Origin of the sequence: Stenotrophomonas sp. G4, assembly GCF_003428825.1 — a bacterium.
In the GTDB taxonomy this organism is placed as follows: Bacteria; Pseudomonadota; Gammaproteobacteria; order Xanthomonadales; family Xanthomonadaceae; genus Stenotrophomonas; species Stenotrophomonas indicatrix.
Map to the genome: position 1 here is coordinate 2,460,047 of NZ_CP031741.1, position 25,207 is coordinate 2,485,253.

General features: G+C 65.9%; 24 protein-coding genes. 5 read left to right on the plus strand and 19 right to left on the minus strand.

Features of this window, described 5'->3' with window-relative positions; all coding sequences use genetic code 11:
* Positions 1-14: 14 nt before the first annotated feature.
* Positions 15-479: an Lrp/AsnC family transcriptional regulator gene (locus D0Y85_RS11440; RefSeq protein ID WP_025874361.1), complete on the minus strand. Its 465-nt coding sequence runs from the start codon at positions 477-479 to the stop codon at positions 15-17.
* A 124-nt stretch (positions 480-603) separates the two neighbouring features.
* Between D0Y85_RS11440 and D0Y85_RS11445 the strand changes: the two genes are divergently transcribed.
* The 5 genes from D0Y85_RS11445 to D0Y85_RS11465 all read left to right on the plus strand — a co-directional run bounded on the left by D0Y85_RS11445 (position 604) and on the right by D0Y85_RS11465 (position 5,399).
* A complete protein-coding gene (locus D0Y85_RS11445; protein ID WP_117310551.1) occupies positions 604-1,338 on the plus strand; it encodes an AzlC family ABC transporter permease in 735 nt (244 codons plus the stop codon).
* Entirely contained in the window at positions 1,335-1,649 is a 315-nt protein-coding gene (locus D0Y85_RS11450; RefSeq protein WP_033831264.1) for an AzlD family protein, read from the plus strand. The genes D0Y85_RS11445 and D0Y85_RS11450 overlap by 4 nt, the downstream gene beginning before the upstream one ends.
* A 965-nt stretch (positions 1,650-2,614) precedes the next feature.
* On the plus strand, positions 2,615-3,298 hold the full coding sequence (locus D0Y85_RS20755) for a hypothetical protein (protein ID WP_205420702.1): 684 nt from the start codon (positions 2,615-2,617) through the stop codon (positions 3,296-3,298).
* A 140-nt stretch (positions 3,299-3,438) separates the two neighbouring features.
* Positions 3,439-3,867 carry a PAS domain-containing protein gene (locus D0Y85_RS11460; protein WP_117310553.1) on the plus strand — a complete coding sequence of 143 codons (429 nt, stop codon included), beginning with the start codon at positions 3,439-3,441 and terminating at the stop codon, positions 3,865-3,867.
* On the plus strand, positions 3,864-5,399 hold the full coding sequence (locus D0Y85_RS11465) for a sulfite reductase flavoprotein subunit alpha (protein WP_117310554.1): 1,536 nt from the start codon (positions 3,864-3,866) through the stop codon (positions 5,397-5,399). Before D0Y85_RS11460 ends, D0Y85_RS11465 begins: the two co-directional genes overlap by 4 nt.
* Before the next feature lie 945 nt (positions 5,400-6,344).
* Here D0Y85_RS11465 and D0Y85_RS11470 read toward each other — a convergent pair.
* The 18 genes from D0Y85_RS11470 to moaCB all read right to left on the minus strand — a co-directional run bounded on the left by D0Y85_RS11470 (position 6,345) and on the right by moaCB (position 25,204).
* Entirely contained in the window at positions 6,345-7,013 is a 669-nt protein-coding gene (locus D0Y85_RS11470; RefSeq protein ID WP_117310555.1) for an ATP-binding cassette domain-containing protein, read from the minus strand.
* Positions 7,003-7,686 (minus strand): molybdate ABC transporter permease subunit, encoded by a 684-nt coding sequence (modB, locus tag D0Y85_RS11475; RefSeq protein ID WP_025874355.1) that lies wholly within the window; start codon positions 7,684-7,686, stop codon positions 7,003-7,005. The genes D0Y85_RS11470 and modB overlap by 11 nt, the downstream gene beginning before the upstream one ends.
* Before the next feature lie 3 nt (positions 7,687-7,689).
* Positions 7,690-8,433, minus strand: a complete 744-nt coding sequence (gene modA / locus D0Y85_RS11480) for a molybdate ABC transporter substrate-binding protein (protein ID WP_117310556.1) — start codon at positions 8,431-8,433, stop codon at positions 7,690-7,692.
* Between the two features lie 20 nt (positions 8,434-8,453).
* Positions 8,454-9,230: a helix-turn-helix domain-containing protein gene (locus tag D0Y85_RS11485; RefSeq protein ID WP_033831271.1), complete on the minus strand. Its 777-nt coding sequence runs from the start codon at positions 9,228-9,230 to the stop codon at positions 8,454-8,456.
* A gap of 11 nt (positions 9,231-9,241) precedes the next feature.
* Complete coding sequence (locus tag D0Y85_RS11490) at positions 9,242-10,456, minus strand: coproporphyrinogen III oxidase (RefSeq protein ID WP_117310557.1); 1,215 nt, start codon at positions 10,454-10,456, stop codon at positions 9,242-9,244.
* A gap of 96 nt (positions 10,457-10,552) precedes the next feature.
* A complete protein-coding gene (locus D0Y85_RS11495) occupies positions 10,553-11,884 on the minus strand; it encodes a nitrate/nitrite transporter (RefSeq protein WP_025874351.1) in 1,332 nt (443 codons plus the stop codon).
* 24 nt (positions 11,885-11,908) lie between these two features.
* On the minus strand, positions 11,909-12,808 hold the full coding sequence (locus tag D0Y85_RS11500; RefSeq protein WP_117310558.1) for a peptidylprolyl isomerase: 900 nt from the start codon (positions 12,806-12,808) through the stop codon (positions 11,909-11,911).
* 3 nt (positions 12,809-12,811) lie between these two features.
* The gene (gene narI, locus D0Y85_RS11505; protein WP_025874349.1) at positions 12,812-13,519 is read right to left on the minus strand and encodes a respiratory nitrate reductase subunit gamma; all 708 of its coding nucleotides are present in this window, start codon (positions 13,517-13,519) and stop codon (positions 12,812-12,814) included.
* On the minus strand, positions 13,516-14,196 hold the full coding sequence (gene narJ, locus D0Y85_RS11510; RefSeq protein ID WP_025874348.1) for a nitrate reductase molybdenum cofactor assembly chaperone: 681 nt from the start codon (positions 14,194-14,196) through the stop codon (positions 13,516-13,518). Before narJ ends, narI begins: the two co-directional genes overlap by 4 nt.
* A complete protein-coding gene (gene narH / locus D0Y85_RS11515) occupies positions 14,196-15,740 on the minus strand; it encodes a nitrate reductase subunit beta (protein WP_117310559.1) in 1,545 nt (514 codons plus the stop codon). The genes narJ and narH overlap by 1 nt, the downstream gene beginning before the upstream one ends.
* The gene (locus D0Y85_RS11520) at positions 15,740-19,495 is read right to left on the minus strand and encodes a nitrate reductase subunit alpha (RefSeq protein ID WP_117310560.1); all 3,756 of its coding nucleotides are present in this window, start codon (positions 19,493-19,495) and stop codon (positions 15,740-15,742) included. Before D0Y85_RS11520 ends, narH begins: the two co-directional genes overlap by 1 nt.
* Before the next feature lie 69 nt (positions 19,496-19,564).
* Positions 19,565-20,983 carry a NarK family nitrate/nitrite MFS transporter gene (locus D0Y85_RS11525; protein ID WP_117310561.1) on the minus strand — a complete coding sequence of 473 codons (1,419 nt, stop codon included), beginning with the start codon at positions 20,981-20,983 and terminating at the stop codon, positions 19,565-19,567.
* 144 nt (positions 20,984-21,127) lie between these two features.
* Positions 21,128-21,493 carry a hypothetical protein gene (locus D0Y85_RS11530; RefSeq protein WP_025874344.1) on the minus strand — a complete coding sequence of 122 codons (366 nt, stop codon included), beginning with the start codon at positions 21,491-21,493 and terminating at the stop codon, positions 21,128-21,130.
* Positions 21,490-21,987 carry a molybdenum cofactor guanylyltransferase gene (locus D0Y85_RS11535; RefSeq protein WP_229291386.1) on the minus strand — a complete coding sequence of 166 codons (498 nt, stop codon included), beginning with the start codon at positions 21,985-21,987 and terminating at the stop codon, positions 21,490-21,492. The genes D0Y85_RS11530 and D0Y85_RS11535 overlap by 4 nt, the downstream gene beginning before the upstream one ends.
* 225 nt (positions 21,988-22,212) lie before the next feature.
* On the minus strand, positions 22,213-22,692 hold the full coding sequence (locus tag D0Y85_RS11540; RefSeq protein WP_025874342.1) for a molybdenum cofactor biosynthesis protein MoaE: 480 nt from the start codon (positions 22,690-22,692) through the stop codon (positions 22,213-22,215).
* Between the two features lie 3 nt (positions 22,693-22,695).
* Complete coding sequence (locus tag D0Y85_RS11545; protein WP_025874341.1) at positions 22,696-22,956, minus strand: MoaD/ThiS family protein; 261 nt, start codon at positions 22,954-22,956, stop codon at positions 22,696-22,698.
* Positions 22,956-24,209 carry a gephyrin-like molybdotransferase Glp gene (glp, locus tag D0Y85_RS11550; RefSeq protein WP_025874340.1) on the minus strand — a complete coding sequence of 418 codons (1,254 nt, stop codon included), beginning with the start codon at positions 24,207-24,209 and terminating at the stop codon, positions 22,956-22,958. Before glp ends, D0Y85_RS11545 begins: the two co-directional genes overlap by 1 nt.
* Entirely contained in the window at positions 24,206-25,204 is a 999-nt protein-coding gene (moaCB, locus tag D0Y85_RS11555; RefSeq protein ID WP_117310563.1) for a bifunctional molybdenum cofactor biosynthesis protein MoaC/MoaB, read from the minus strand. Before moaCB ends, glp begins: the two co-directional genes overlap by 4 nt.
* Positions 25,205-25,207 lie beyond the last annotated feature (3 nt).

A 25,207-nucleotide genomic window follows, 5' to 3' on the forward strand; every position in this document is an offset into this window, starting at 1 on the left:
ACGCGCCGGGCCGTTCAGACCGGCAGTTCAGTGGTCTGCTTGATCCGCTGCATGGGGATTTCGGTCTTGGTGTTCTGCACCCCGGCGATCCGGTTGAGATGCTGTATCTGGAACTGCCGGTACGCATCAAGGTCGGCCACCGCCACCCGCAGCAGGAAGTCGCAGTCGCCCGCCATCAGATGGCATTCAAGCACTTCCGGGAAGGACTTGATGCTGTTGATGAAGTGGTTGGTGGTGTCTTCATCCTGGCCGCGCAGCCATACGCGGACGAACACCGTGAACCCACGCCCGATCCTCGCCGCGTTGAGCAGGGCCACGTAGCGATCGATGTAGCCGCCCTCTTCCAGCAGGCGGACCCGGCGCAGGCAGGCGGACGGCGACAGCCCCACCTGTCGCGAAAGCTCCAGGTTCTGCAGGCGACCATCGCGCTGCAGGGCGTCGAGGATGCGGCGATCCAGGTTGTCGAGCTGGTACTGCATGAAATTTCACCCATCAGGCCTATGGCCGCATGATATTCCACATTTCGTCGACTCAATGGCATCAACGCAACCCGATTTCGTGATCGGACCGTTAGCATGGGCCACCCCCACCCGTTGTTGATCCATGGACGCCCGAACCACCCTGCCCCTGCCTGATCCCGCGTGCGACACCGCACCGCGCGCCGAATTCCTGCGCGGCCTGCGCGCCGCCGTGCCGGTGATGATCGGCTTCATTCCTTTCGCCCTGGTGCTCGGTGCCCAGGCCGCCCAGAAGGGCCTGTCGGCGCTGGAAGTGCCGCTGATGACCGGCCTCAACTTTGCCGGTGGGTCTGAATTCGCCGCGGTCGAACTGTGGACTTCGCCGCCACACATCGCGCTGATCGTAGCGATCACCGCGCTGATCAACAGCCGCCACCTGTTGATGGGTGCCAGCCTGGCGCCGCTGCTGCAGCACCTGCCGCGCCGTCGCGTGCTGCCGGCGCTGTTCTTCATGTGCGATGAAAGCTGGGCACTGGGCGTGGCCGATGCGCGCCGTCGCGCACTGGGCTTCAGCCTGTCCTACTACCTCGGCGTGTCGGCCGGCCTGTACACCGTGTGGGTGCTGTGCACCGCACTGGGCGCGATCGTCGGCCCACTGCTCGGTGACATCCACGCCTACGGCTTCGACATGGCCTTCCCCGCCGTCTTCCTGGTGCTTCTGCGCGGCATGTGGCAAGGCATGCGCGCCGCGCGGCCATGGCTGGTCAGCCTGGTGGTGGCAGCGGGCACCTACCTGCTGGTGCCCGGCGCCTGGTACGTCGCCAGCGGCGCGCTGGCCGGTCTGGCCGCTGCGTGGCTGCTGGCCGAGGACGCCGCATGATCTTCAACGGCCTGATCCACTGGACCTCGGTGCTGACCATCATCCTGATGGCCGCCGCCACCTATCTCACCCGCATCATCGGTTTCCTCGCGCTGCGCAACCGCACCCTGAGCAAGCGCGCGGTGACGGTGATGGAAGCCGCCCCGGGCTGCGTGCTGATCTCGGTGATCGCCCCGGATTTCGTGGCCGACAAGCCGGCCGATCTGGCCGCACTGGCGATCACCTTGCTTGCGGCCACGCGGCTGTCGATGCTGCCGACGGTGCTGATCGGTGTGGTATCGGCGGGCGTGCTGCGGTATGTGATGGGGTGAGCGCCAGAGGACATTCGTCGTCTGTTTGCAATGGAGTCGTGGACGAAGCACACACCCGCTCAAATTGCGCGATTTGTTGTGCAGGTATCGCAACTCTAGGAGTTTGCAACGATTCCGATTGCCCAACTCTACGCGTGTCGCTATCGATGAGTGGCCGATGCAGGAGCTTGAGCTGGTCGGCCCCTTCAAATAGATATGCGGAGAATACCGATGCAGAATCTGCGAATGATCATGGCAGCGGTTGGAATTGCATTTGGCACAGCTGGATGCGGCCCAGTCGATTGGCAAGTCAGTGCATCCTGCGAAGAAACGAAGAAGTGTCGCATTGAGGGAAAGATCGGTGGAAAGATCGGAGGCGGCGAGCGCTCAGGCGTTCCATGGCACGAGCGTGTTCTGAGATTCTCTAGTTCCGAGATTCCCGATGCAGCACAATTCGATATTGACGTATCAGGCTCATCTGTCGCCTTTCCGGCCAATGGGCTAGTCACTCTTCTGCTGTTTGATAGTCGACTAGGCGCCGCTACCGCAGCCCGACAGTTCCACTGGCAAAGAAGTGGGAACTCACTGAGGTTGAGCAATCCCGATGAAGTGAATGCTTGGGCGGCCAGTGCAGCCGGGACGGCAGACGAGCTGAGATACGACCTTGCAACTTTCGACGTTGGCGCTGTTCCCGGGCCCAACACAATCGCAGCTTCATCACGATATCAGGGAGCAACCAAGGCGGCCTCGGTCTCCGACTTCCAAGTCTGTACAAAGTATCCCTCTCCCTATCAATGCGGAATGACTCCCTGATGCAAAAGCGCTGGCCTGGCTTCACCGCTGCCCGTCGGATGCTATCCGGTGGAGCCGGGCCGGCCGCTCTGGCTCTTTCAATCAGCGCCTGCCAGTCCGTCCACCTGCCGCAACGTGATCTCATAAGCGCAGATGGTGCCTTTGCAACTGTCCTATCGGGCAGAGGACATGGCTTGCAGGTCGGTACGCTATCGGTATTGCCGGGCTCGGAAAGCACAGCAAAAGTGGCGCGATCGTTGGATTGCGCGAACGGGCCGGTAGAAACCCATATAGGTTGGGTTGGGCAGGACCCCGTTTCAGATCAGCTTGCACGGATATGCACTGATGCTACACATGCCGTCCGGCTCGCACTTCAAACAGTGAGGCTGAACGATACACCGGTCCGCTACCAGGTCACGATCGTCAGCGACGGCGGCGGCATCTGGCAACAACCTGCCAGGCCAGTCCGACCAGAACTGGTGGTGGCGTTCTGGTTTCCCGCTGGCGACGACGCTGCTGCACTGCGTGCGCGCGTAATCTCCACCACCGCGCACGAGTTCCACCATATCGCCACCGCGATGGCAGGCCAGCGTCGATGGGGCGCGCACCGGGAACCGGAGGCCTACCTCGCCGGAGCATGTGCGCTGCTGGCGATTGAAGGTGAGCTTCGGCGCGAGCAGCTACCTGGCCGCCATGATCCCCGCGCTGACAGCCTGCTGCCGGCGGCTGCACAGCGCTCTGGAAATGCCGGCAACGCGATGGGCCAGTCGTTGCAGGCATTCTTCCGCGGGGATCGTATCCAACGCGATGACGAAGAAGGGCGCGCACTGCTACGGCACTGCCACCACACCATCGGGTTCCCCGCCATCGCCCACTAGCGCCGCCCCTCCCTGCGACAGCCGGTCGCAGCCCCCTCCGGGCACACGCTTGACCTATATCAATCCGCTCCACGCCACGGGCGCGTATCTCTATGCAGGAACCCAATACGCCGGCGTCTCCGGCATCCAAAGGACCTGCGATGAGCTACACCCCCGACAACGCCCAGCTGCTCAACGCCATGCAGAACGTGATGGTGATTTCCACCACCGACCTGCAGGGCAACATCACCTATGCCAACGACCTGTTCTGCACGCTCACCGGGTTCGCGCGCGAGGAACTGATCGGCCAGCCGCACAGCATCGTCCGCCATCCGGACGTACCCAAGGCCGTCTACAAGGACATGTGGGACACCATCAAGGCCGGCAAGACCTGGACCGGCATCGTGCCCAACCTTGGCAAGGGCGGCGTGCTCTACGTGGTCGACACCACCGTGCAGCCACTGTTCGACGCCGATGGCAACATCACCTCGTACATCAGCATCCGCCGCGTGGTGAACGACCTGATGCAGAACTACGACCTGGTCGAGTTCAGCAAGGAAAAGTTCGACGGCTTCTACGAGGCTGCGTGAACGCCATCCCCACACGCTGGCCCATCAGCCGGCTGCTGGTGGGTTTCGCCTCCGAGTCGGGCAACGCCCGCGCCCTGGCCCAACGCCTGGGTGCGGACCCGGAACTGCAGCCGCATGGACCGCAGGTCCTGCCGTTCAATGACATCGATGTGGCCGGCCTCGGCCACGGCGATGTGCTGCTGGCCATCTCCAGCTCGTTCGGCGACGGCGAGCCACCGGCCAATGGCGAGCGCTTCTTCGAGTCGCTGCGACAGGCGCCCGCCCTGCCCGGACTGCGCTACGCGGTGTTCGGCCTGGGGGATACCGGCTACCCCAGCTTCTGCGGTTTCACCAAGGCGCTGGATGCAGCGTTGAGTGATCGTCAGGCGCAGCCACTACTGCACCGTGTCGACGCCGACCTCGGCTACGAACAGTTCTTCCAGCAGTGGCGGCCGGTGCTGGGCCAGGTACTGGGCGGTGATACGAGCGCGGGCCGGGATCTGCGCCTGCAGGTGACGGCCTACGGCGAAGACAACGCGTTCGCCGCCCGCATTGTCGAACGGCGCAGACTGAATCACAGCACCCCCGCCGCCTGGCACCTGCAGCTGGACATCGCGGGCAGCGGCATGGCCTACCGGGCTGGCGACACCCTGCATCTGGTTCCGGAAAACGATCCTGCGTTGCTGCAGGCCCTGGCCAGCTGGTATGGCGATTCCAGCGCCGTCGACGCGCTGCGCGACCGCGAACTGCGCCTGCTCAGCAAGGGCGTACTGCGCGAACTGTCCAGGCTGGGGGGTAGCGACGCACTGAAAAGCCTGCTGAAGATCAGCCAGAAACGCGAACTGGACACCTACCTGCATGGCCTGGACCTGCTGGACGTGCTGCAGGACCACGCCACCCCGCAGTCGGTTCCGCTGGCGCGATTGCGCGAGCTGCTCTCACCCTGCCTGCCGCGCGCCTACTCGATTGCCTCGCATCCGCGCGATGACCAGCTGAGCCTGTGCGTGCGCGAAGTGCGCTACACCCTGCGTGGCCGCGAACGCTTCGGCACCGCCACCGGCAGCCTGCTGCACGGCGGCGACACGGCGCGTGTGTACTGCCGCTCCAATCCGGGCTTCCACCTGCCCGAAGGCGGCAACGCACCTCTGCTGCTGGTGGGCACCGGTACCGGCATCGCGCCGCTGATGGGCCTGATGCAGGAACTGCAGGCCACCGGCGATGCGCGGGAGGTCCATCTGGTGTTCGGCGAGAAGCACCGCGAGCATGACTTCCTGTACCGCGAGCAGTTGCAGGACTGGCAGGCGCGTGGCGTACTGGCCAGCCTGCACACCGCGTTCTCGCGCGATGCTGCGCAGAAGGTCTATGTGCAGCATGTGCTGAAGCAGCAGGCCACGCAGATGCGGGATGTGCTGGCCCGTGGCGGCCACATCTACCTGTGTGGCAACAAGAGCCACCTGGAAAGTGCGATGCGCGAAGCCATCGACGCGATCGGCGGCGAAGGCCATTGGGATGCCCTGCGCGGTGAGGGCCGCACCCACTGCGAGCTGTATTGAACCGTCCCTCGGGTAGAGCCGGCCGCTGGCCGGCTGCTGTTGGCGCTACGACGCTGCCGGCCAGCGGCCGGCACTACCCGCGTGGATACACGGCGCGCCAGGATATGGCCGGGCACGACCGCCGCGCGTCATCCGCCGACGATGCGCCCGTCCACTACACGCGCCACCTGCTGGCCGAACACTGCCACATCCTGATTTGAACCGTCCTTGGGTAGAGCCGGCCGCTGGCCGGCTGCTGTTGGCGCTACGACGCTGCCGGCCAGCGGCCGGCACTACCCGCGTGGATACACGGCGCGCCAGGATATGGCCCGGCACAAACGCCGCGCGTCATCCGCCGACGATGCGCCCGTCCACCACCCGCGCTATCTGCTGGCCGAACACCGCCACATCCCGATTTGAACCGTCCCTCGGGTAGAGCCGGCCGCTGGCCGGCTGCTGTTGGCGCTACGACGCTGCCGGCCAGTGGCCGGCACTACCCACGTGGATGCACAGCGTGCAAGTGTCCGCCGGGCATGGCCCGGCATGACCGCCACGCGTCATCCGCCGACGACGCGCCCATCCACCACGCGCGCCACCTGCTGGCCGAACACTGCCACATCCTGATTTGAACCGTCCTTGGGGTAGAGCCGGCCGCTGGCCGGCTGCTGTTGGCGCTACGACGCTGCCGGCCAGCGGCCGACACTACCCGCGTGGATGCACAGCGCGCCAGGATATGGCCGGGCACGACCGCCGCGCGTCATCCGCCGTCGATGCGCCCGTCCACCACGCGCGCTACCTGCTGGCCGAACACTGCCACATCCTGATTTGAACCGTCCTTGGGGTAGAGCCGGCCGCTGGCCGGCTGCTGTTGGCGCTACGACGCTGCCGGCCAGCGGCCGGCACTACCCACGTGGATGCACAGCGTGCAAGTGTCCGCCGGGCATGGCCCGGCACGACCGCCGCGCGTCATCCGCCGACGATGCGCCCGTCCACCACGCGCGCTACCTGCTGGCCGAACACCGCCACATCCTGCGGGTCGTGGCTGATCAGCAGCAGCGGAATACCGGTTTCATCCAGCACGGTTTCCAGTTCCTGGCGCAGGTGCTGGCGCAGGTCGTGGTCGAGCGCTGCGAACGGTTCGTCCAGCAGCAACGCCTGCGGCCGGGTCACCAGTGCACGCGCCAACGCCGTGCGCTGGCGCTGTCCGCCCGATACCTGCGACGGCAGCAGATCCGCCACGTGCTCGATCCGGAATGCCTGCAGCCACTGCTCCACTGCCTCGATACGGGTGCCGCGCGGTGGATTCAACCAGCCCCGCTGCAGCCCGAACGCCACGTTCTGGCGCACGCTCAGGTGCGGAAACAGCGCGTAGTCCTGGAACACGTAACCCAGGCGACGACGCTGCGGTGGCAGATCGACCCCCGCTCCCGCATCGAACAGTGTCTGCCCGTGCAGGCGCACATGCCCATGCTCCGGGCGCAGCAGACCGGCCACCGCTTTCAGCGTCAGGCTCTTGCCGGCACCGGAAGGCCCGAACAGCACCACCTGCCGCTGCGTGCACTGCAGTGCAACGTCCAGCTCGAACGTCTGGCCGGACGCCTGCAATCGCCGCCGCACCTGCAGGTCAAGCCACATCGCGCAGCTCCCGACGGCGCCCACCCACCAGCCGCGCGGCCAGCAGCAGGATCACGATGCACACCACCGACGTCAGGATCACCAGCGCATTGGCCTTGCCATCCTGCCCCGCCTGCACCGCTTCATAGATGGCGATCGACAAAGTCTGCGTGCGGCCCGGAATGCTGCCGGCCACCATCAGCGTGGCGCCGAACTCACCCATCGCCCGTGCGAACGCCAGCAGCAGGCCCGCCAGAATCCCGCGCCATGCCAGCGGCAGGGTGATGCGGAAGAACACCGCCGCTTCGGACACGCCCAGCGTGCGCGCGGCCTGCTCCAACTGACCGTCCACTTCCTCGAATGCAGCGCGTGCTGGCTTGAACACCAGCGGAAACGACGCCACCGCAGCAGCGATCACCGCCGCCTGCCAGGTAAACACCAGGTTGATGCCGAACCACGACTGCAACCAGGCGCCGATCGGGCCATTGCGCCCGATCAGCACCAGCAGGTAATAGCCCAGCACCGTCGGCGGCAGCACCATCGGCAGGGTCAGTATCGAATCCAGCAGTTCCCGACCGGGAAAGCGCCGTCGCGCCAGCAGCGCGCCAAGTGCCACGCCGGCAACAAGATTGATCGCCGTGGCCCAGCCGGCCACCTTCAACGACAATCCCAGTGCGCTCCAGTCCAGGTCCATCCGTCAGGGCTTGCCGAACCCGTGCTTGCGCAGGATCGCCTGGCCCTGCGCCGAGCGCACGAACGCCGCGAAGCGCCTGGCTTCCACCGGCTGCGTGCTGGCCTGCACCACCGCCAGCGGATAGGCGATGCGTCCGGCAACCGGAACCTCGAACGCGCGCCGCACGCGATCAGGCATTGCCTGCGCGTCGGTGGCGTAGACAAAGCCCGCATCCACCTCGCCCCGCGCAACGTAATCCAGCGACTGCCGCACGTTCTGCGTACTGATCACCTTGCCCTGGACGGCCGGCCACAGCTTGGCGGCCCGCAGCGCGCCCTGCGCGTAGCGGCCCACCGGCACGCTGTCCGGGTTGCCCACTGCGATGCGCTGCACGCCGGCACCCGCCAGATCGGCCAGTGCGCGCGGCGGCGCCTTCGCCTGCGGTGGCACGACCACCCACAACGCGTTCACCGCGAAGACCTCGCGCGTACCGGCCGCCAGCAGCTTCTGCTGCGCAGCCTGGTCCATCGTTGCTTCATCGGCCGAAGCGAACACATCCACCGGCGCGCCGCGCGCGATCTGCTGCAGCAGTACGCCGGAAGCGGCAAAGTTGAAATCGACCCTGCTGCCCGGGTTCGCCTTCTCATAGGCTGCGCCCAGCTCGCGGAAGCTCTCGGTAAGGCTGGATGCCGCCGACACGGTGAGGTTGCCAGCCCACGCAGGCAACGTGGCCAGCAGACCCAGAAACACCATTGCCCATCGCTTCATCGTCGGCTCCCTGGCCAGGTTCAATCGGGCTCGTTTTCATCGGCCACGGCCAGTGCCGCCAGCCGGTCGGGTTGCAGCAGCAGGATTTCGCGCTGCTTCACCGCAATCACGCCATCATCGCTCAACCGCCGCAGCACGCGACTGGCCGTCTCCGGCGCCATCCGCAGATAATTGGCGATCTCGGTGCGGGCCATGGTCAGGTTGAAGCGGGTCGCGGAAAAACCACGCCGCGCGTAACGCGCCGACATATCCAGCAGGAACGCTGCCATCCGCTCCTCGGTGCGGTGATTGGCCGCCAGCGTGGCGACCTTGCCGATCTCCGCGCTGAGCAGGCTGAACAGCTTGGCCTGCAGCCCTGGCATGCGGGTGGCCAGCAGGCTCAGCTTGGGAAACGAAATGCGGCACAGGTGCACCGTATCCAGTGCCACCGCATTGCAGGGGAAGCGCGAACCGTGAATCGCATTGAGCCCGATCACCTCGCCCGGCAGAGCAAAGCCCAGCACCTGCTCGTTGCCCTGGCTGTCGTCGACGAAGGTCTTGACCATGCCTGCGCGCACAGCGGCGATGGAATCGAAGGCCTCACCCGCACGGAAGATGTAATCACCCGCATGGAACGGCCCCACGTGGTCGACCAGCACATGCAGTTCGCCCAGCGCCGTCTTGTCATAGCCCTGCGACATGCATGCATCGGAGAAGGCACAGGTGCTGCAGAAATGCAGCGCGTCGCCATCATCGGCGGCGGCAGGATTCGGCGTGGTCCGGCCGGGCCGGGCCTGTGAGGGCGGAGTTGAAGACATCGGGACAGCACTCAAGCGATGGCGGCCGCCGGCCGGAAACATGCGGCCATCATACGCCACAGCAACCGCCCTTCCTCGGCCAGGCGAAGCACGCGGCCGTCCCAGCGCGCCCAGCCCCGCGCGAGCAGCGGTGCGAGTGCAGGCAGGGTCTCGGCAAAGCATTCATCGAACGGAACATCATTGCGCCATTCGAAGGCAGCAGCATCCAGCGCATGATCGCAGGCGATGCTCTGCGCGACCTCCGCAGCCAGCCGCTCCTCCTCCGACAGGATCAGGCCAGCGGCCACGCCCACATGCCCTGCCCGCAGGCGTGCCTGCCAGCGCTCCAGGTCATCCTCCGTCCGGCAGAACACCTCGCCAATCTGGCTGCACGCCGCCAGGCCGATGCCGATGAAATCGCTGCGATCGCGGCGGGGCACGCCTGCCAGATCGCAATGACGCTGGCCGTCACCCGGGCCGTTCGGGTCCGGCAGGTCCCCGCGTTGGTAATGGTCGCCGCCGATACCCACATAGCCTGCCTCGCGCAGCAATCGCCATGCCTGCAGCCAGCGTTCCGATGAGGGATGCTCTGGCAGCGCACACGGCGCCGGCAACAGCACGCGTTCGGGCGCATCTGCCAGCACGGTCTGCAGGCGCCCGATGAATCCGGCATCCTCCGCAGCGGGCACACGCAGCTGGTAGTAGCGGGCAGTGAAGCCGACGTCGCGCGCCTGCGCCAGCACTGCCGGGCCAGGCGCATCGGCGCGGTCGATCACGTTCAGTCGCGTGCAACCCACTGCACGTAGTTGTGCAGGCGACAAGCCGCTGCCGGCATCCAGCCGTGCCTCCACCTGCGGCCGGGCCACGGTGCGCAGGTACTGCGGCACCGCATCCAGCAGCTGCCCCAGCAGAACCGGCGGCAGTGCCTCGGCCAGACCCAGCTGCAGCACCATCGCCACTACCTCGCGGTCCTCGGCCAAGGCATCTGCCTGCAGGCGCAACGCGGCCAGCAATGTGTCGAGATAGCGTTCGGCCGGCACATCGGTCCCCATGCGCCCGGTCTGGAAGCCCAGCGTCAGGCCACGTGGAATCAGGTGCTCGTTGCTGGCCTGCACGGCAGTACGCCAGCCGCTTTCACCGAAGCCGGCACTGAAATGGCCGGCCGGTGGAAACAGCACATGGCGCGGCTGCCGCAGCAATGCGGCCTGCAGCGCTGTGTCCTCGCTCGCATCAACGTGGAAGCTCATGGCTGTCATCCTCGCGCGATCCTCTTCGCGTAGCCCTGATTGAAATCAAGCGTGACGTATTGCGCTGAGGTGCCGGCCAGCGGCCGGCACTGCCATTCACGTGCCGCGTGCCCGTTCCGCGGCAGCCGCATCGATGGCCTCCGGCAGATCGGTCTCCCGATCGATCTGCGGGAAGTGTCGACGCTCCATCCGGCGGATCGCGAAGTGCATCCACGCCAGGGCAGCGGACACCACCACGAACAGCAACATGAAGCAGCTGCTCCAGATGCCCAGGACATCGTTCAGCGCACCGAACACGATCGGCAGGATGAAGCCACCCAGGCCGCCAATCATGCCCACCACACCGCCCACCGCACCCACGTGCCTGGGGTAATACACCGGGATGTGCTTGTAGACCGCAGCCTTGCCCAGCGACATGAAGAAGCCCAGTACGAACACCAGCACGGTGAACATCACCACGCCGATGGCCAGGTGGAAGTGGATCGGGCCATGGATGCCCTTCACCACGTACTCGGTATCGGGGTAGGCCAGCAGGAAGGTGCAGATGGCCGACACACTGAATGTCCAGTACATCACCCGGCGAGCCCCCATCCTGTCGGACATCCAACCGCCCACCACGCGGAACAGGCTGGCCGGAATCGAATAGCAGGCTGCCAGCATGCCGGCGGTGCCGACGTCCATGCCGTACGCCCCCACCAGGTAATGCGGCAGCCACAACGCCAGTGCCACAAAACCACCAAACACGAAGAAGTAGTACAACGAGAACCGCCACACCTGCAGGTTCCTCAGCGGAGCCATCTGCTCGGAGAACGGCACCGGCTTCACCCCGTCACGGCGGCGCTGTTCCAGCGACGGGTCTTCCTTGCTGAACAGGAAGAACAGCACGGCGGTGACCGCCAGCGCGACCGCCCACACCTTGGCCACCATGGTCCAGCCCGCGGCCACCATCACCAAAGGCGCCAGCAGCTTGGTCACCGCCGAGCCGATGTTGCCGGCGCCGAAGATGCCCAGGGCGGTGCCCTGCCTGCTGGCCGGGAAGAACCTGGACACATAGGCCACGCCCACCGAAAAGTTGCCACCGGCAATACCCACGCACAGCGCGGCGAACAGGAACTGGGGGTAGGTGTGGGCATAGGTCAGCATCCAGGTAGCCACTGCGCCGCACAGCATCACCAGCACCATCACCTTGCGGCCGCCGAACTGGTCGGACCATATGCCGAGGAACACGCGGCTGACCGAGCCGGTCAGCACCGGGGTGGCGATCAGCAGGCCGAACTGGGTGTCGGTCAATCCCAGCTGCTCGCTGATCTGGATACCGATGATGGAAAAGATCATCCACACCGCAAAGCACACGGTGAAGGCGAATGTGCTCAGCCACAGCGCACGCTGCTGCTGCCCGGCACTGGCGGGGGCAAGGGCCTGGTTCATGCAATCTCCTTCCTCAAGAGTGGGTCAGCCGACCTCGGCTTCAGCTTCGATCTCATCCAGTCCGCGCACCGGGTAGCGCTCCTGCAGCTGCAGCAGGTACGCCTGCACCTCGCGTTGGCGCACCTGCAGCTCCAGGTAGTCCCGGATCTGTGGCAGCACTGCTGCAAACGGCAGCGGCTGCCCCTCCTCGCGCCCATCGATGCTGACCACGTGGTAGCCCCAGCGTGATTCCACCGGGAAGCCAGCCAGGCCCTCGCGCAGGCGGAACACCTGGCGATCGAACTCCGGCGTGGTCTGCCCACGCTGCAGCCAGCCCAGGTCACCGCCGTCACTGCTGGACGGGCAGCGCGAATGACGCAGGGCGAAGTCGGCGAACAGGTGCGGCGCTGCTTTCAGTTCATTGGCCAGACGCTCGCCCTCGGTGCGTGCGGCCAGCCGCCCGGCCACATCATCGGCCGGCGCGGCCAGCAGGATATGGCGCAGCCGTACCCGATCCGGTGAGCGGAATCGCTCCGGGTTCTGCTCGAAGTAGCGTTGGCAGTCCTCGTCGGTCGGCACGCGGTCTTCGATCGCGTCTTCCAGCAGTTGCTGGATCAGCACTTCCTCATCGCTGACCCGGCCGCCTGCCGGCGCCAGCAGGCCCAGGCGCTGCGCTTCCAACCGCAGCAGTTCACGCACCACCAGTGCGCGCGCCGCCTCGGCGCGCGACTGTTCCGGGCGCAGTGCCCGATGGTGCTGCATCTCGCGGGCGATGTCGGCCTCGCTTATCGCCGTGTCCTCCACGAACAACCGGCACGGTGCCGGTTGCCCGAGCGAGCGCGGCCCCTCCCCTGCCCCGTCATGCTGGTGCTGGTGGGCCTCGGCCGGGACCGTCTGGGCGGAATCGATCACGGTGATCGGCAGGAACTTCGGCAGGTTGCCCATGGCTTACTCCCGCGGTCCGTAGCGCAGCGCCGCCTGGCGACGGCGCACCACCTGGTACGGCCGCCACAGATAGCTGACCGGAATGCTCCACACATGCACCAGCCGGGTGAAGGGCGCGATCAGGAACAGGGTCAGGCCCAGGAAGATATGCATCTTGTAGACCCAGCTGACGCCCTCGATGTAGTCAGCAGCACCGGCACGGAAGGTCACGATGTGCTGCGCCCATTCGGCCAGCTGCACCATCACCCCACCGTCCAGATGCCCGGACGATATGCGGATGCTGTACAGGCCAAGACAGAGCTGGGCGAACAGCAGCACCAGCACCAGGGTGTCACCGAAGCTGCCGGTGGCGCGCACGCGGGCATTGGTCAGGCGACGCACCAGCAGGATGCTGATGCCGATGAAGCACAGCGCACCGAACACGCCGCCCACCACCATCGCCAGCATCTGCTTCTGCGAGGAGGTGATGAAGTGCTCATACACCGCGTGCGGGGTCAGCAGGCCGACCAGATGGCCGCCAAGGATGGCCAGGATACCGATGTGGAAGCAGTTGCTGCCGATCCGCATGCCCTTGTCCGACAGCATCTGGCTGGAACCGGTGCGCCAGGTGTACATGGCCTTGTCATAGCGCGCCCAGCTGCCGATCAGCAGCACCGCCACGGCAATGTACGGGTAGTACTGGAAGGCGAATTGATGCAGGTAGTAGTTCATGGCTGGACCTCACGATGCACAGGACGGGCCGGCGAGCGCGTCGGTGGCTTGCAGTCTTCAGCGGGCGCTTCGGCACCGAAACGCACCGCTTCCTCTTCCCACAACCGGTCCATCGCCTCGGCCGTATCGTCGCGGGGTTCCTCACTGGCGCGTTGCCGCAGCGCCTCCAGGTTGACCTTGCCGTCACCAGCTTCCACCAGGATCTCCAGCAGCGGCACGTGCGGCAGCTCACGCTCGGTGGCGCGCGCGGCCAGCATCCCGGCGATGTGGCCGATATGGTGCAGCCACTCGCGCGCTTCGGTCTCCGGCTGGTGGGCCAGGAACTCCAGCAGCAGCGGCAGGTAGTCCGGCAGCTCACGGGCATCCAGTTCGAAGCCGTTGCGGCGGTAGGTCTCCACCAGGTCCACCATGGCCTGGCCACGGTCACGCGATTCGCCGTGGATGTGTTCAAACAGCAGCAGGCTCATCGAGCGGCCGCGGTCGAAGGTCGCCAGCCAGGCGGCCTGCGCATCCAACGGATCGCTGTCCAGCAACTGCTGTACGAAACCACGCAACTGCCTGCGCCGCGCCGGTGTCAGTGCCGCCTCATCGCACGCCGCCAGCAGTTCCTCGCCGTGCTGCCACAGTTCGTCGCGGGGGTAGTCCAGCAGCACCCCCACCAGCTTCAGTACGCTCATCACACCACCTCCTTGCGGCGGTGGTTCGGGCCGTTGTTCACCACGAAGCTGGTGCTCTTGCGCTGCCCGAACAGGTCGGCCGGGCTGTCGCCGTTGCAGCCGTTGCCGAATGTGAAACCGCAGCCGCCGCGCTCGCCGAAGGCATCGTTGGCGTACTCGCGGTGTGCGGTCGGAATCACGAAACGGTCCTCGTAGTTGGCAATGGCCAGGTAGCGGTACATCTCTTCAACCTGGGCCACGGTCAGCCCGGTCTGGTCCAGCACCGCCGTGTCTTCCACGCCGTCCACGTTCTTGGCCCGGCGCCAGGCGCGCATCGCCATCAGGCGTTCCAGCGCACGCACCACCGGCGCCTCGTCACCGGCTGTCAGCATGTTGGCCAGGTAGCGCACCGGAATGCGCAGCGAGGCCACGTCCGGCAGCTCGCCACTCATGCCGATGCGGCCCCGCTCGGCCGCCGACTGGATCGGCGACAGCGGCGGTACGTACCAGACCATCGGCAGCGTGCGGTACTCCGGGTGCAGCGGCAGCGCCAGCTTCCAGTCGATCGCCAGCTTGTACACCGGCGACTGCTTGGCCGATTCCAGCCAGCTGTCCGGAATGCCTTCGGCGCGCGCAGCAGCAATCACCGCCGGATCATGCGGGTCCAGGAAAATATCCAGGTGGGCCTGGTACAGATCCTTTTCGGCAGCTACCGACGCGGCCTCGGCAATGCGGTCGGCGTCGTACAGCATCACGCCCAGGTAGCGGATGCGGCCGACACAGGTTTCCGAACATACCGTCGGCTCGCCCATCTCGATGCGCGGGTAGCAGAAGATGCACTTCTCCGACTTGCCGCTCTTCCAGTTGTAATAGATCTTCTTGTATGGGCACGCCGACACGCACATGCGCCAGCCGCGGCACTTGTCCTGGTCGATCAGCACGATGCCATCTTCCTCGCGCTTGTAGATCGCGCCCGACGGGCACGCCGACACGCACGCCGGGTTCAGGCAGTGCTCGCACAGGCGCGGCAGGTACATCATGAAGGTCTTTTCGAAGGCGCCGTAGATCTCCTTCTGCACTTCATTGAAGTTGTAGTCGCGCGAGCGCTTGCTGAATTCCGAGCCCAGGATCTCCTCCCAGTTCGGGCCCCATTCGATCTTCTGCATGCGCTCGCCACTGACCAGCGAGCGCGGCCTTGCGGTCGGCTGGTGCTGGCTGTCCTTGGCGGTGTGCAGGTTCTGGTAGTCGAAATCGAACGGCTCGTAGTAGTCGTCGATCTGCGGCAGGTCCGGGTTGGCGAAGATCTTGGCCAGCATCCGCCAGCGACCACCGGCGCGCGGCACCAGCTTGCCGCTGCCGGTGCGCACCCAGCCACCATTCCACTTCTCCTGGTTTTCCCATTCCTTCGGGTAGCCGATGCCCGGCTTGGTTTCCACGTTGTTGAACCAGGCGTACTCGACGCCCTCGCGCGAGGTCCACACGTTCTTGCAGGTGATCGAGCAGGTGTGGCAGCCGATGCACTTGTCCAGGTTCAATACCATCGCGATCTGTGCACGGACCTTCATCACACCACCTCCTTGCTGGCCGATGCCGAGGCACCAGCGGGCTGTTCATCGTCCAGCCAATCCACCTTGTCCATCTTGCGCACGATCACGAACTCGTCGCGATTGGTGCCGCAGGTGCCGTAGTAGTTGAAACCGTAGGCAAGCTGCGCGTAGCCACCGATCATGTGGGTCGGCTTGAGCACGATGCGGGTCACCGAGTTGTGGATGCCGCCGCGGGTGCCGGAAATCTCCGAACCCGGCACGTTGATGATGCGTTCCTGGGCGTGGTACATCATTGCCATGCCCGGCATCACCCGCTGGCTGACCACCGCTCGCGCGGCGATCGCACCGTTGACGTTGAACAGCTCGATCCAGTCGTTGTCGACGATGCCGGCACTGCGCGCATCGTCCTCGCTGAGCCACACGATCGGGCCACCGCGCGACAGCGTCTGCATGATCAGGTTGTCGCTGTAGGTGCTGTGGATGCCCCACTTCTGGTGCGGGGTGATCCAGTTCAGCACGATCTCCTTGTTGCCGTTCGAACGCTGGTTGAGCAGCGGCTCGATGGTGCGGGTATTGACCGGTGGCCGGTAGCTCATGAAGGCCTCGCCGAAGTCGATCATCCACTCGTGGTCCTGGTAGAACTGCTGGCGGCCGGTCACTGTGCGCCACGGAATCAACTCGTGCACATTGGTGTAACCCGCGTTGTAGCTGACGTTGTCGTCTTCCAGCCCGGACCAGATCGGCGAAGAGATGATCTTGCGCGGCTGCGCCTGGATGTCACGGAAGCGGATCGCCTCGTGCTCCTTGCCCACCGCAAGATGGGTGTGCTCGCGGCCGGTGAAGCCGCCCAGCGACTCCCACGCCTTCACTGCCACATGGCCATTGGTTTCCGGGGCTAGGTGCAGGATCACTTCGGCCGCATCGATCGCCGTCGAGATGGCCGGCCGGCCCTGGCTGACCCCCTCCTCGCGCACGGTATGGTTCAGCTTGCCGAGGAATTCCACCTCATGCTTCGTATCCCAGTTCATGCCCTTGCCGCCATTGCCGTGCTTGTCCAGCAACGGGCCCAGCGAGGTGAACTTGCGATACAGGTTCGGGTAATCGCGCTCCACCACCGTCATCGACGGCATGGTCTGGCCGGGGATGGCCTCACACTCGCCCTTCTTCCAGTCGGCCACGCCGAACGGCATGCCCAGCTCGTTGGGGGTGTCGTGCAGGGTCGGCACCAGCACCAGGTCCTTCTCCACGCCCAGCACGCCGGGCGCCATCTCGCTCACGGTGCGCGCCACCTCCTTGAAGATGTCCCAGTCACTGCGCGATTCCCACGCCGGGTCCACCGCCTTCGACAGCGGGTGGATGAACGGGTGCATGTCCGAGGTGTTGAGATCGTCCTTCTCGTACCAGGTGGCGGTGGGCAGCACGATGTCCGAGTACAGCGCGGTGGTGCACATGCGGAAGTCCAGCGTCACCAGCAGATCCAGCTTGCCTTCCGGCGCCTCGTCGCGCCACTTCACCTCCTCCGGCTTCACTGCGCCCATCTCGCCCAGGTCCTTGCCCTGCAGGCCGTGGCGGGTTCCCAGCAGGTGCCGCAGCATGTACTCATGGCCCTTGCCCGAAGAGCCCAGCAGGTTCGAGCGCCAGATGAACATCATCCGTGGGTGGTTCTGGCTGGCATCCGGGTCGGCGAAGGCGAAGTCCAGCGAACCGTCCTTGAACTTGCCCAGTGCGTAGTCGGCAGGTGCCACGCCCGCCGCTTCGGCTTCGCGCACCAGCTGCAGTGGGTTGCGGTCCAGCTGCGGCGCACTTGGCAGCCAGCCCATGCGCACCGCGCGCAGGTTCAGGTCGGCCAGGCTGCCGCTGTACTTGCTGGCGTCGGCCAGCGGTGACAGCAGTTCGTCCACCTGCAGCTTCTCGTAACGCCACTGCCCGGTGTTGAAATAGAAGAACGACGTACCGTTCATATGGCGTGGCGGCTTGCTCCAGTCCAGGCCGAACGCCAGCGGCTGCCAGCCGGTCTGCGGGCGCAGCTTTTCCTGGCCCACGTAGTGCGCCCAGCCGCCGCCGGTCTGGCCCACGCAACCGCACATGATCAGCATGTTGATCAGGCCGCGGTAGTTCATGTCATTGTGGAACCAGTGGTTCATGCCGGCACCGACGATGATCATCGAGCGGCCATGGGTCTTGTCGGCGGTACGCGCGAACTCGCGGGCGATCTCGATCACTTCCCCGCGCGACACGCCGGTGATGCGTTCCTGCCAGGCGGGCGTGCCCGGCACGTTCTCATCGAAGCTCCTGGCGACATTGGCGCCGCCGAAACCGCGGTCCACGCCGTACTGCGCAAGCAGCAGGTCATACACCGTCGCCACCAGCGTCTGGCTGCCATCATCCAGCGCCAGGCGGCGTACCGGAATGTTGCGATCCAGTACTTCCTCGGCCGGGGCGGCGGTCCAGCCGTCACTCTCGATGCCACCGAAATACGGGAAGCTGACCGCCTCGATGCCATCGTTGGCCTCGGACAGGCTCAGGCGCAGGCGCGTCTCCGCACCGTTGCTGGCCTTCTCCTCGATGTTCCAGCGCCCCTTCTCGCCCCAGCGGAAACCGATCGAACCGTTCGGCACCACGATCTGGCCACTGGTCTCGTCGTAAGCGAGGGTCTTCCAGTCCGGGTTGTTGGCTTCGCCCAACCCTCCCAGCTCACTGGCACGCAGGAAACGGCCGGCCACCAGGCGGCCATCGGCGCGGCGCTCCAGGCGCACCAGCATCGGCATGTCCGAGTACTGGCGGCAGTAGTCCTGGAAGTACTGCGACGGCGAATCCACATGGAACTCGCGCAGGATCACGTGGCCGAAGGCGAACGCCAACGCGGCGTCGGTGCCCTGCTTGGGGTGCAGCCAATGATCGGTCAGCTTGGCCAGCTCGGAATAGTCCGGGCAGATCGAGACCGTCTTGGTACCGTTGTAGCGGGCCTCGGTGAAGAAGTGCGCATCCGGCGTGCGCGTCTGCGGTACGTTCGAGCCCCAGGCGATGATGTAGCGGCTGTTGTACCAGTCGGCCGATTCGGGAACGTCGGTCTGCTCGCCCCAGATCTGCGGCGAGGCCGGCGGCAGATCGCAGTACCAGTCGTAGAAGGACAGGCAGGCGCCGCCCAGCAGCGACAGATAACGCGCGCCGGCGGCGTAGGACACCATCGACATCGCCGGAATCGGCGAGAAACCGACCACGCGGTCCGGCCCATACTGCTTCACCGTGTACAGATTGGAAGCTGCGATGATCTCGTTGGCTTCTTCCCAGTTCAGCCGCACGAAACCGCCCATGCCGCGCCGGGTCTTGTACGAGCGCGCCTTTTCCTTGTCCTCCACGATGCTGGCCCAGGCATCCACCGGCCCCTGGGTCCTGCGTGCTTCGCGCCACAGGCGCAGCAGCGTGCCGCGGATCAGCGGATACTTCAGGCGGTTGGCGCTGTACAGGTACCAGGAATAGCTGGCGCCACGCGGGCAGCCACGCGGCTCGTGGTTGGGCAGGTCCGGGCGCGTGCGCGGGTAGTCGGTCTGCTGGGTTTCCCAGGTAACCAATCCGTTCTTGACGTAGATCTTCCAGCTGCACGAACCGGTGCAGTTCACCCCGTGGGTGGAGCGCACGATCTTGTCGTACTGCCAGCGCTGCCGGTAGCTGTTCTCCCAGTCACGGCCTTCGCTCTTGGCAAACCCATGGCCATCGGCAAAGGGCTGGGGGTCACGCTTGAAGAACTGCAAGCGATCAAGAAAATAACTCATCGAGGGTCTCCCTTTGCGGACATCTGCATCGTGGCTGTGTGTGTCATCTGGCTGCGGTGCGTTTTCATGTCAGCAGGGCGTCTCAGCGCCGCGCCGGTAGTACCACCACCAGGTCACGGCCAGACAGGTGACGTAGAAAACGACGAACCCGTACAGCGCCATATCGGGGCTGCCGGTCAACGTGATCGAAGAGCCATAGCTCTTGGGAATGAAGAAGCCGCCGTAGGCACCGATCGCACCAGAGAAGCCCACCACCGCAGCCGACTCGATGCTGGCCTGGTGCGCCGACGCGGCCTTGCCTTCAGCGTTGGCCCCTGCCGACAGGCGCTCATGCAGCGTGCGGAAGATCACCGGGATCATGCGGAAGGTGGTGCCGTTGCCGATGCCACTGAGCACGAACAGCGCCATGAAGCTGAAGAGGAAGCCGTAGAAGTTGCCGCCCTGGCCGTCGCTGGGCAGGAAATGCAGCACGCCGAACACCGCTGCGATCATCAGCGCGAACACCCAGAACGTCAGCCGCGCACCACCCCAGCGGTCGGCCATGCTGCCGCCCACCGAGCGCATCAGCGCACCCAGCAACGGGCCGATGAAGGCGTAGGCCAGGGGGTTCACGGCGGGGAACTGGCTCTTCACCAGCATCGGGAAGCCAGCAGAGAAGCCGATGTAGGAACCGAAGGTGCCGATGTACAACCAGCACATCAGCCAGTTGTGCTTGCGGCGGAAGATCACCGCCTGCTCGGCGAACGAGGAGCGCGCGCTGGTCAGGTCATTCATGCCGAACCAGGCCGCCACGGCGCAGATCGCAATGGCCGGTACCCAGATGAAGCCGGCATTCTGCAGGTACAGCGGTGCACCGCCCTCCACCACCGGCTGCGGCGCACCACCGAGGGCACCGAATACGCCCACCGTGATCACCAGCGGAATCACCGCCTGGGCCACCGACACCCCGACATTGCCCAGGCCGGCATTCAGGCCCAGCGCCAGGCCCTGCTTCTGCTTGGGATAGAAGAAGGAGATGTTGGACATCGACGAGGAGAAGTTCGCCCCACCAAAGCCGCACAGGATCGCGATCACCACGAACACCCAGTACGGCGTGGCCGGGTTCTGCACCGCAAAGCCCAGCCAGACCGTCGGAGCCAGCAGCGACGCAGTGGACAGCGCCGTCCAGCGGCGACCGCCAAAGATCGGAATCACGAACGAATAGAAGATGCGCAGCGTCGCGCCGGACAGGCTGGGCAGTGCCACCAGCCAGAACAACTGATCGGTGCTGAAGCCGAAGCCGATCTTCGGCAGGCTGATGGTCACCGCCGAGAACAGTACCCAGACCGAGAAGGCCAGCAGCAGCGAGGGAATGGAGATGACCAGGTTGCGGGTGGCGACCCGCTTGCCGGTGCGCTCCCAATAGCCGGGATCTTCCGGCGTCCAGTCGCTGATGACGCGACCGGGACTGGCAGAGCTGCGGACAACAGGATCGCTACCGACGGTCATACATGGCTCCAAGGCTGTGGAATGACGTGGGTACTGCTTTCAAGTTGTAACCCGTCGTCATGCAGCCATTAGGCCGTGCAGCAGCAACGACGGGGTTGATCTGGATCAATCAGGGGCGGGTTTTCAGCCTGCCCCTGACAAATGTCAAACCGGTGACGCGGAACCGCGGCGGGTCACGCCACGCTGGCGCACGCTGTCGCGCACATCCACATCGAACTGCAGTTGCAGCGTGGTGCCGTCGTCCAGATACAGCGCAAAGGCCAGGCCATCGCGGCATGGCAGGCGCCCGGCCAGGTCCTCCACGGAAGACCGGGGCAATACCAGGCGGCAATCGGTGCCGCTGTCGAGCAGCACGGCCGATTCGCCACCATGCAGCGAAACGGCGGTACCCCAACCACCACTGCCGCCGAACCGGGTCAGGTTCTCCACCGTTTCACCGGCCAGCAGCCGGGCCAATTCGGCCTCGTCCAGGCGCAGACGCATTGTCTGTTGTTGCAACTGCACCTTCATGAGGCAACGTCCTCCCATTGGGTGGGGGTATTGCAGTTGATCAGGGCGCTTTCATCAGCGTGGGCCAGGCGCAGCGTCTGCGCGTCCAGCCGGTGTTGCAAGGCCTGCAGGGAACGCGGGCCGAGGGGATCGTGGATCATGTTTTCGAGGATCGTGCGACTTTCATTGTCCACATTAAACAGCATCGGAAGCGGATGCCCGTCAAAGATCGTGCAAGCGCTGCGATGCCCGTCACGCAATTGCTGCAGCAGATCCGGGGTCAAGCGGGGCGTATCCACCGGTACTACCCAAGCCGGGCCATCGGGCATCTGCATCGCCACGCTGAACAGGCCTCCGAGCGGCCCGCAACGCGTGATCTGGTCGGGTATGCCGCCGAAGGCAGGGTAGCGCCCGCTCACCCAGACCCGGTCTGCCCCGGCCAGCCGCAAGGTGCCGCGCATGTGCTCCAGCAGGGTGCGCCCCTGCCAGGGCAGCAATGCCTTGTCGCGGCCCATCCGGCTGGACAGGCCGCCGGCCAGAACGATGCCGGCAATGGGCGTTGTCACGCGGGAAACCCGACCACGCCATACGTGGCCGCTCCTGTCGGGCGCGAGGGGAAGGCGCCATCCACGCATGGAGCAACCGTGCAGGTACGCCTCAGTAGAGCCACGCCATGCGTGGCTGCTTCTGCCAAGCGCGAGGGGAAGGCGCCATCCACGCATGGCGTGGATCTACTGCCGTCAGTGGTGATCATGCGCCGGTTCACCGTCGGCGTGGCACAGCGTGCAGCCTTCGCTCCACTCGCTGTCGCCGTCCTCGTAATGTTCCTGCTTCCAGATCGGGCACTGGTGTTTCACCGCCTCGATCAACTGCCGGCACGCGCGGAACGCTTCATCACGGTGCGGGCTGCCCGCAGCCACCACCACCGCCACATCGCCAATGCCCAAGCGGCCCTTGGCATGCGCCACATACAGCTTCAGCTTCGGCCCGAACGTCGCCTCGATCTCCGCCGCCAAGCGCTGGATCTCGTTCAGCACCAGCGGTTCGAACAGGTCATAGGTGATGCCGGTCACCGGCCGCCCCACATTGAAGTCGCGCACCTTGCCGATGAACACATCGATGCCGCCGAATGCCGGGTCGGACACTGCCGCGATGCCTTCGACCGGGTCGATGGCGCGCTGCGCACGGTCCACCACCTTTGCCGTCACGTTGCTGCTCATGGCTCAGCCCCCGCTCACCGGCGGCAGGATCGCCACCTTGCCATCGGCAGGCAGCGCCTCGTGGTCACGCAGCACGCGCTGCTGGTCGGCAAAGGCCGAATAGTCCAGCAACCCGGCGCGGAAACCGGGAAAGCGCACCGGCAACAGCTCTCGTAGCGCCTGGCGCAGGTCGGCCACGGTGCCACCGGCCACCTCCAGCGCAATCTCGCGGCTGTCATCCAGATCGGAAAACGCACCGAACAACTGCAGATTCACCTGTTTCATCATGACTCCTGGGTTGCCAGCTGCAGCGGGTCCTGGTGGCCCCAGCCCTGCACGCGCACCGGTGTGCCGGCCGCGACGAGGTCCCCCTCGCCCTCCAGCACCACCCAGGCGTTGGCCTGCAGCATGGATTTCAAACGGAACGATTCCTGCCCGGACAGCACGCGCGCGCTCAAGCGCCCCTGCGCGTCCACGTCCACCCGCGCACGCGCGTGGAAGCGCAGGCCCGGCGGTTTGCGCACATCGGCCTGCAACGGCAGCTGCAGCAGCGGCTCTGCGGCCAGGCCCAGCAGGCGACGCAGCACCGGTTCAACGAAGAAACGCTGCCCCACCGCCGCCGACACCGGGTTGCCCGGCAGGCCGAAATACAGCGCGCCATCGGGCAGCACTGCAAACAGCAGCGGCTTGCCCGGGCGGATCGCCACCTTGTGGAACACGATGCGGGCGCCGCGGGCGCGCAGCGCATCGGGAATGAAGTCGTAGCGGCCGGCCGACACCGCGCCGGTGCTGATCAGCACCTTCGCACCCGCAGCCAGCGCGTCGTCCAGCACCGCATCGAAGGCAGCCACGTCATCGCCTACCGTGCCCTGCCACACCACCTCGGCACCGGCGGCCTGCAGGCGGCCGATCAGGTAGGGCCGGTTGCTGTCACGGATCTGTCCGGAGTCCAGCGCCTGCGCCGCTTCGGTCACCAGCTCCTTGCCAGTGGCAATGACCGCGACCTTCGGCCGTGCCACCACCGCCACCTCGGCCACGCCGATGGCGTGCAGCAGAGTGCGTGCATTGATGTCCAAGGCCTGCCCGGCCTGCAGCACGCGCTCGCCTTCTTCCACGTCCTGTCCGCGCAGGCGCACGTTCTGGCCAGGTTTCACCCCGCTCTTCAACGCAATGCGGGTCGGGCGACCCTGCTCGCTGGCAAGGATCTCCACGTTCTCGATCGGCACCACCGTATCCAGCCCAAACGGCATGCGCGCGCCAGTCATGATTTCCCAGGCGCCGTCGCCGCCCTCGGCACCGGCGTCGCCCGCCGCCTGCCAGCCCTGCACCACAAATTCGGTATCGCTTTCGAACGGCGTGCCATTGGCGCGCAGCGCGAAGCCGTCCATCGCCGAGTTGTCGAACGGCGGCAACGATTGCCCGCTGATGATGTCCGTGGCCAGGATGCGACCCGCAGCCTCATGCAATGCCAGCCGCTCGGCCGGCAGCGGTGCAGCCGCTTCCATCAGGTGCTGCAGCGCTTCGCTGTAGGCAATCATGCGTGGCCACCGCCATCGACCATCGCCAATGCGTGGCCCAGCACCGGCGCCAGAATGTCCAGGCACTGCGCGGCCGCACGCGGGCTGCCCGGCAGCGCAAACACCAGCATGTCATCCAGCTGCACCACCTCGGCCCGGCTCAGCCAGGCCATCGGCGTGTGCTGCGCACTCAACGCGCGCACCATCTGCGCCAAGCCGTGCACCGGTCGCGCATTCAACGAACGCAGCGCCTCCGGGGTCAGGTCACGCGGGCCAAGCCCGGTCCCGCCGGTACACAGGCACAGGTGTACGCCCTCGCCCGCCAGCGCACGCAGCCGGCCCGCCAGCGGCTCGATGCCATCGGGCAATACCTCGGCAGCCACCACCTCGCCACCGAGCGCCTGCAGCCCGCTCACCAGCTTCGGGCCGGACTCGTCGGCATAGCTACCCTCGCTGGCGCGATCACTCAGGGTGATCACCGCGCAGGCCGCGCCGTTCAGACCCTTCGGCGGGCGCGGCCTGAAGCGCGCGCGCTCGCCCTCGTCCATGCCGTCGGGATGCAGCCACAGGCCACGCTTGCCGCCCTCCTTGAACAACAGGCGGATGCCCTCGATGCGCAGCGCCGGCTCCACTGGCTTGCTCAGGTCGTACAGGGTCAGCAGTGCGGCGTTGACGCCGGCCAGTGCTTCCATCTCCACACCGGTGCGGGCCTCGCTGGCGCACTCGCACCACACGCGTATCGCCTGCCGCTCCGGCACCGGCGCGCAGTACACCTGCACCAGTTCCAGCGGCAACGGGTGGCACAGCGGCATCAGCATCGAGGCCATCTTGGCGCCCTGCAGCCCGGCAATCTCGGCCATCACCAGCGCATCGCCCTTGGGCAACCGGCGCTCGACAATCAGCGGGTAGGCCACTGGCCCGGCATGCAGCTCGCCCACCGCTACCGCGCGGCGGCGGGTAATACGCTTGTCGCGCACATCGGCCATGTGGAAGGCCGCAGTCAATTCACCACTCATCGT

Bases quoted from the DNA above. Each gene is read 5' to 3' on its own strand.
- D0Y85_RS11440 (WP_025874361.1), bottom strand. From the start codon at position 479: ATGCAGTACCAGCTCGACAACCTGGATCGCCGCATCCTCGACGCCCTG.
- D0Y85_RS11445 (WP_117310551.1), top strand. From the start codon at position 604: ATGGACGCCCGAACCACCCTGCCCCTGCCTGATCCCGCGTGCGACACC.
- D0Y85_RS11450 (WP_033831264.1), top strand. From the start codon at position 1,335: ATGATCTTCAACGGCCTGATCCACTGGACCTCGGTGCTGACCATCATC.
- D0Y85_RS11460 (WP_117310553.1), top strand. From the start codon at position 3,439: ATGAGCTACACCCCCGACAACGCCCAGCTGCTCAACGCCATGCAGAAC.
- D0Y85_RS11470 (WP_117310555.1), bottom strand. From the start codon at position 7,013: ATGTGGCTTGACCTGCAGGTGCGGCGGCGATTGCAGGCGTCCGGCCAG.
- modB (WP_025874355.1), bottom strand. From the start codon at position 7,686: ATGGACCTGGACTGGAGCGCACTGGGATTGTCGTTGAAGGTGGCCGGC.
- modA (WP_117310556.1), bottom strand. From the start codon at position 8,433: ATGAAGCGATGGGCAATGGTGTTTCTGGGTCTGCTGGCCACGTTGCCT.
- D0Y85_RS11485 (WP_033831271.1), bottom strand. From the start codon at position 9,230: ATGTCTTCAACTCCGCCCTCACAGGCCCGGCCCGGCCGGACCACGCCG.
- D0Y85_RS11490 (WP_117310557.1), bottom strand. From the start codon at position 10,456: ATGAGCTTCCACGTTGATGCGAGCGAGGACACAGCGCTGCAGGCCGCA.
- D0Y85_RS11495 (WP_025874351.1), bottom strand. From the start codon at position 11,884: ATGAACCAGGCCCTTGCCCCCGCCAGTGCCGGGCAGCAGCAGCGTGCG.
- D0Y85_RS11500 (WP_117310558.1), bottom strand. From the start codon at position 12,808: ATGGGCAACCTGCCGAAGTTCCTGCCGATCACCGTGATCGATTCCGCC.
- narI (WP_025874349.1), bottom strand. From the start codon at position 13,519: ATGAACTACTACCTGCATCAATTCGCCTTCCAGTACTACCCGTACATT.
- narJ (WP_025874348.1), bottom strand. From the start codon at position 14,196: ATGAGCGTACTGAAGCTGGTGGGGGTGCTGCTGGACTACCCCCGCGAC.
- narH (WP_117310559.1), bottom strand. From the start codon at position 15,740: ATGAAGGTCCGTGCACAGATCGCGATGGTATTGAACCTGGACAAGTGC.
- D0Y85_RS11520 (WP_117310560.1), bottom strand. From the start codon at position 19,495: ATGAGTTATTTTCTTGATCGCTTGCAGTTCTTCAAGCGTGACCCCCAG.
- D0Y85_RS11525 (WP_117310561.1), bottom strand. From the start codon at position 20,983: ATGACCGTCGGTAGCGATCCTGTTGTCCGCAGCTCTGCCAGTCCCGGT.
- D0Y85_RS11530 (WP_025874344.1), bottom strand. From the start codon at position 21,493: ATGAAGGTGCAGTTGCAACAACAGACAATGCGTCTGCGCCTGGACGAG.
- D0Y85_RS11535 (WP_229291386.1), bottom strand. From the start codon at position 21,987: ATGGGCCGCGACAAGGCATTGCTGCCCTGGCAGGGGCGCACCCTGCTG.
- D0Y85_RS11540 (WP_025874342.1), bottom strand. From the start codon at position 22,692: ATGAGCAGCAACGTGACGGCAAAGGTGGTGGACCGTGCGCAGCGCGCC.
- D0Y85_RS11545 (WP_025874341.1), bottom strand. From the start codon at position 22,956: ATGAAACAGGTGAATCTGCAGTTGTTCGGTGCGTTTTCCGATCTGGAT.
- glp (WP_025874340.1), bottom strand. From the start codon at position 24,209: ATGATTGCCTACAGCGAAGCGCTGCAGCACCTGATGGAAGCGGCTGCA.
- moaCB (WP_117310563.1), bottom strand. From the start codon at position 25,204: ATGAGTGGTGAATTGACTGCGGCCTTCCACATGGCCGATGTGCGCGAC.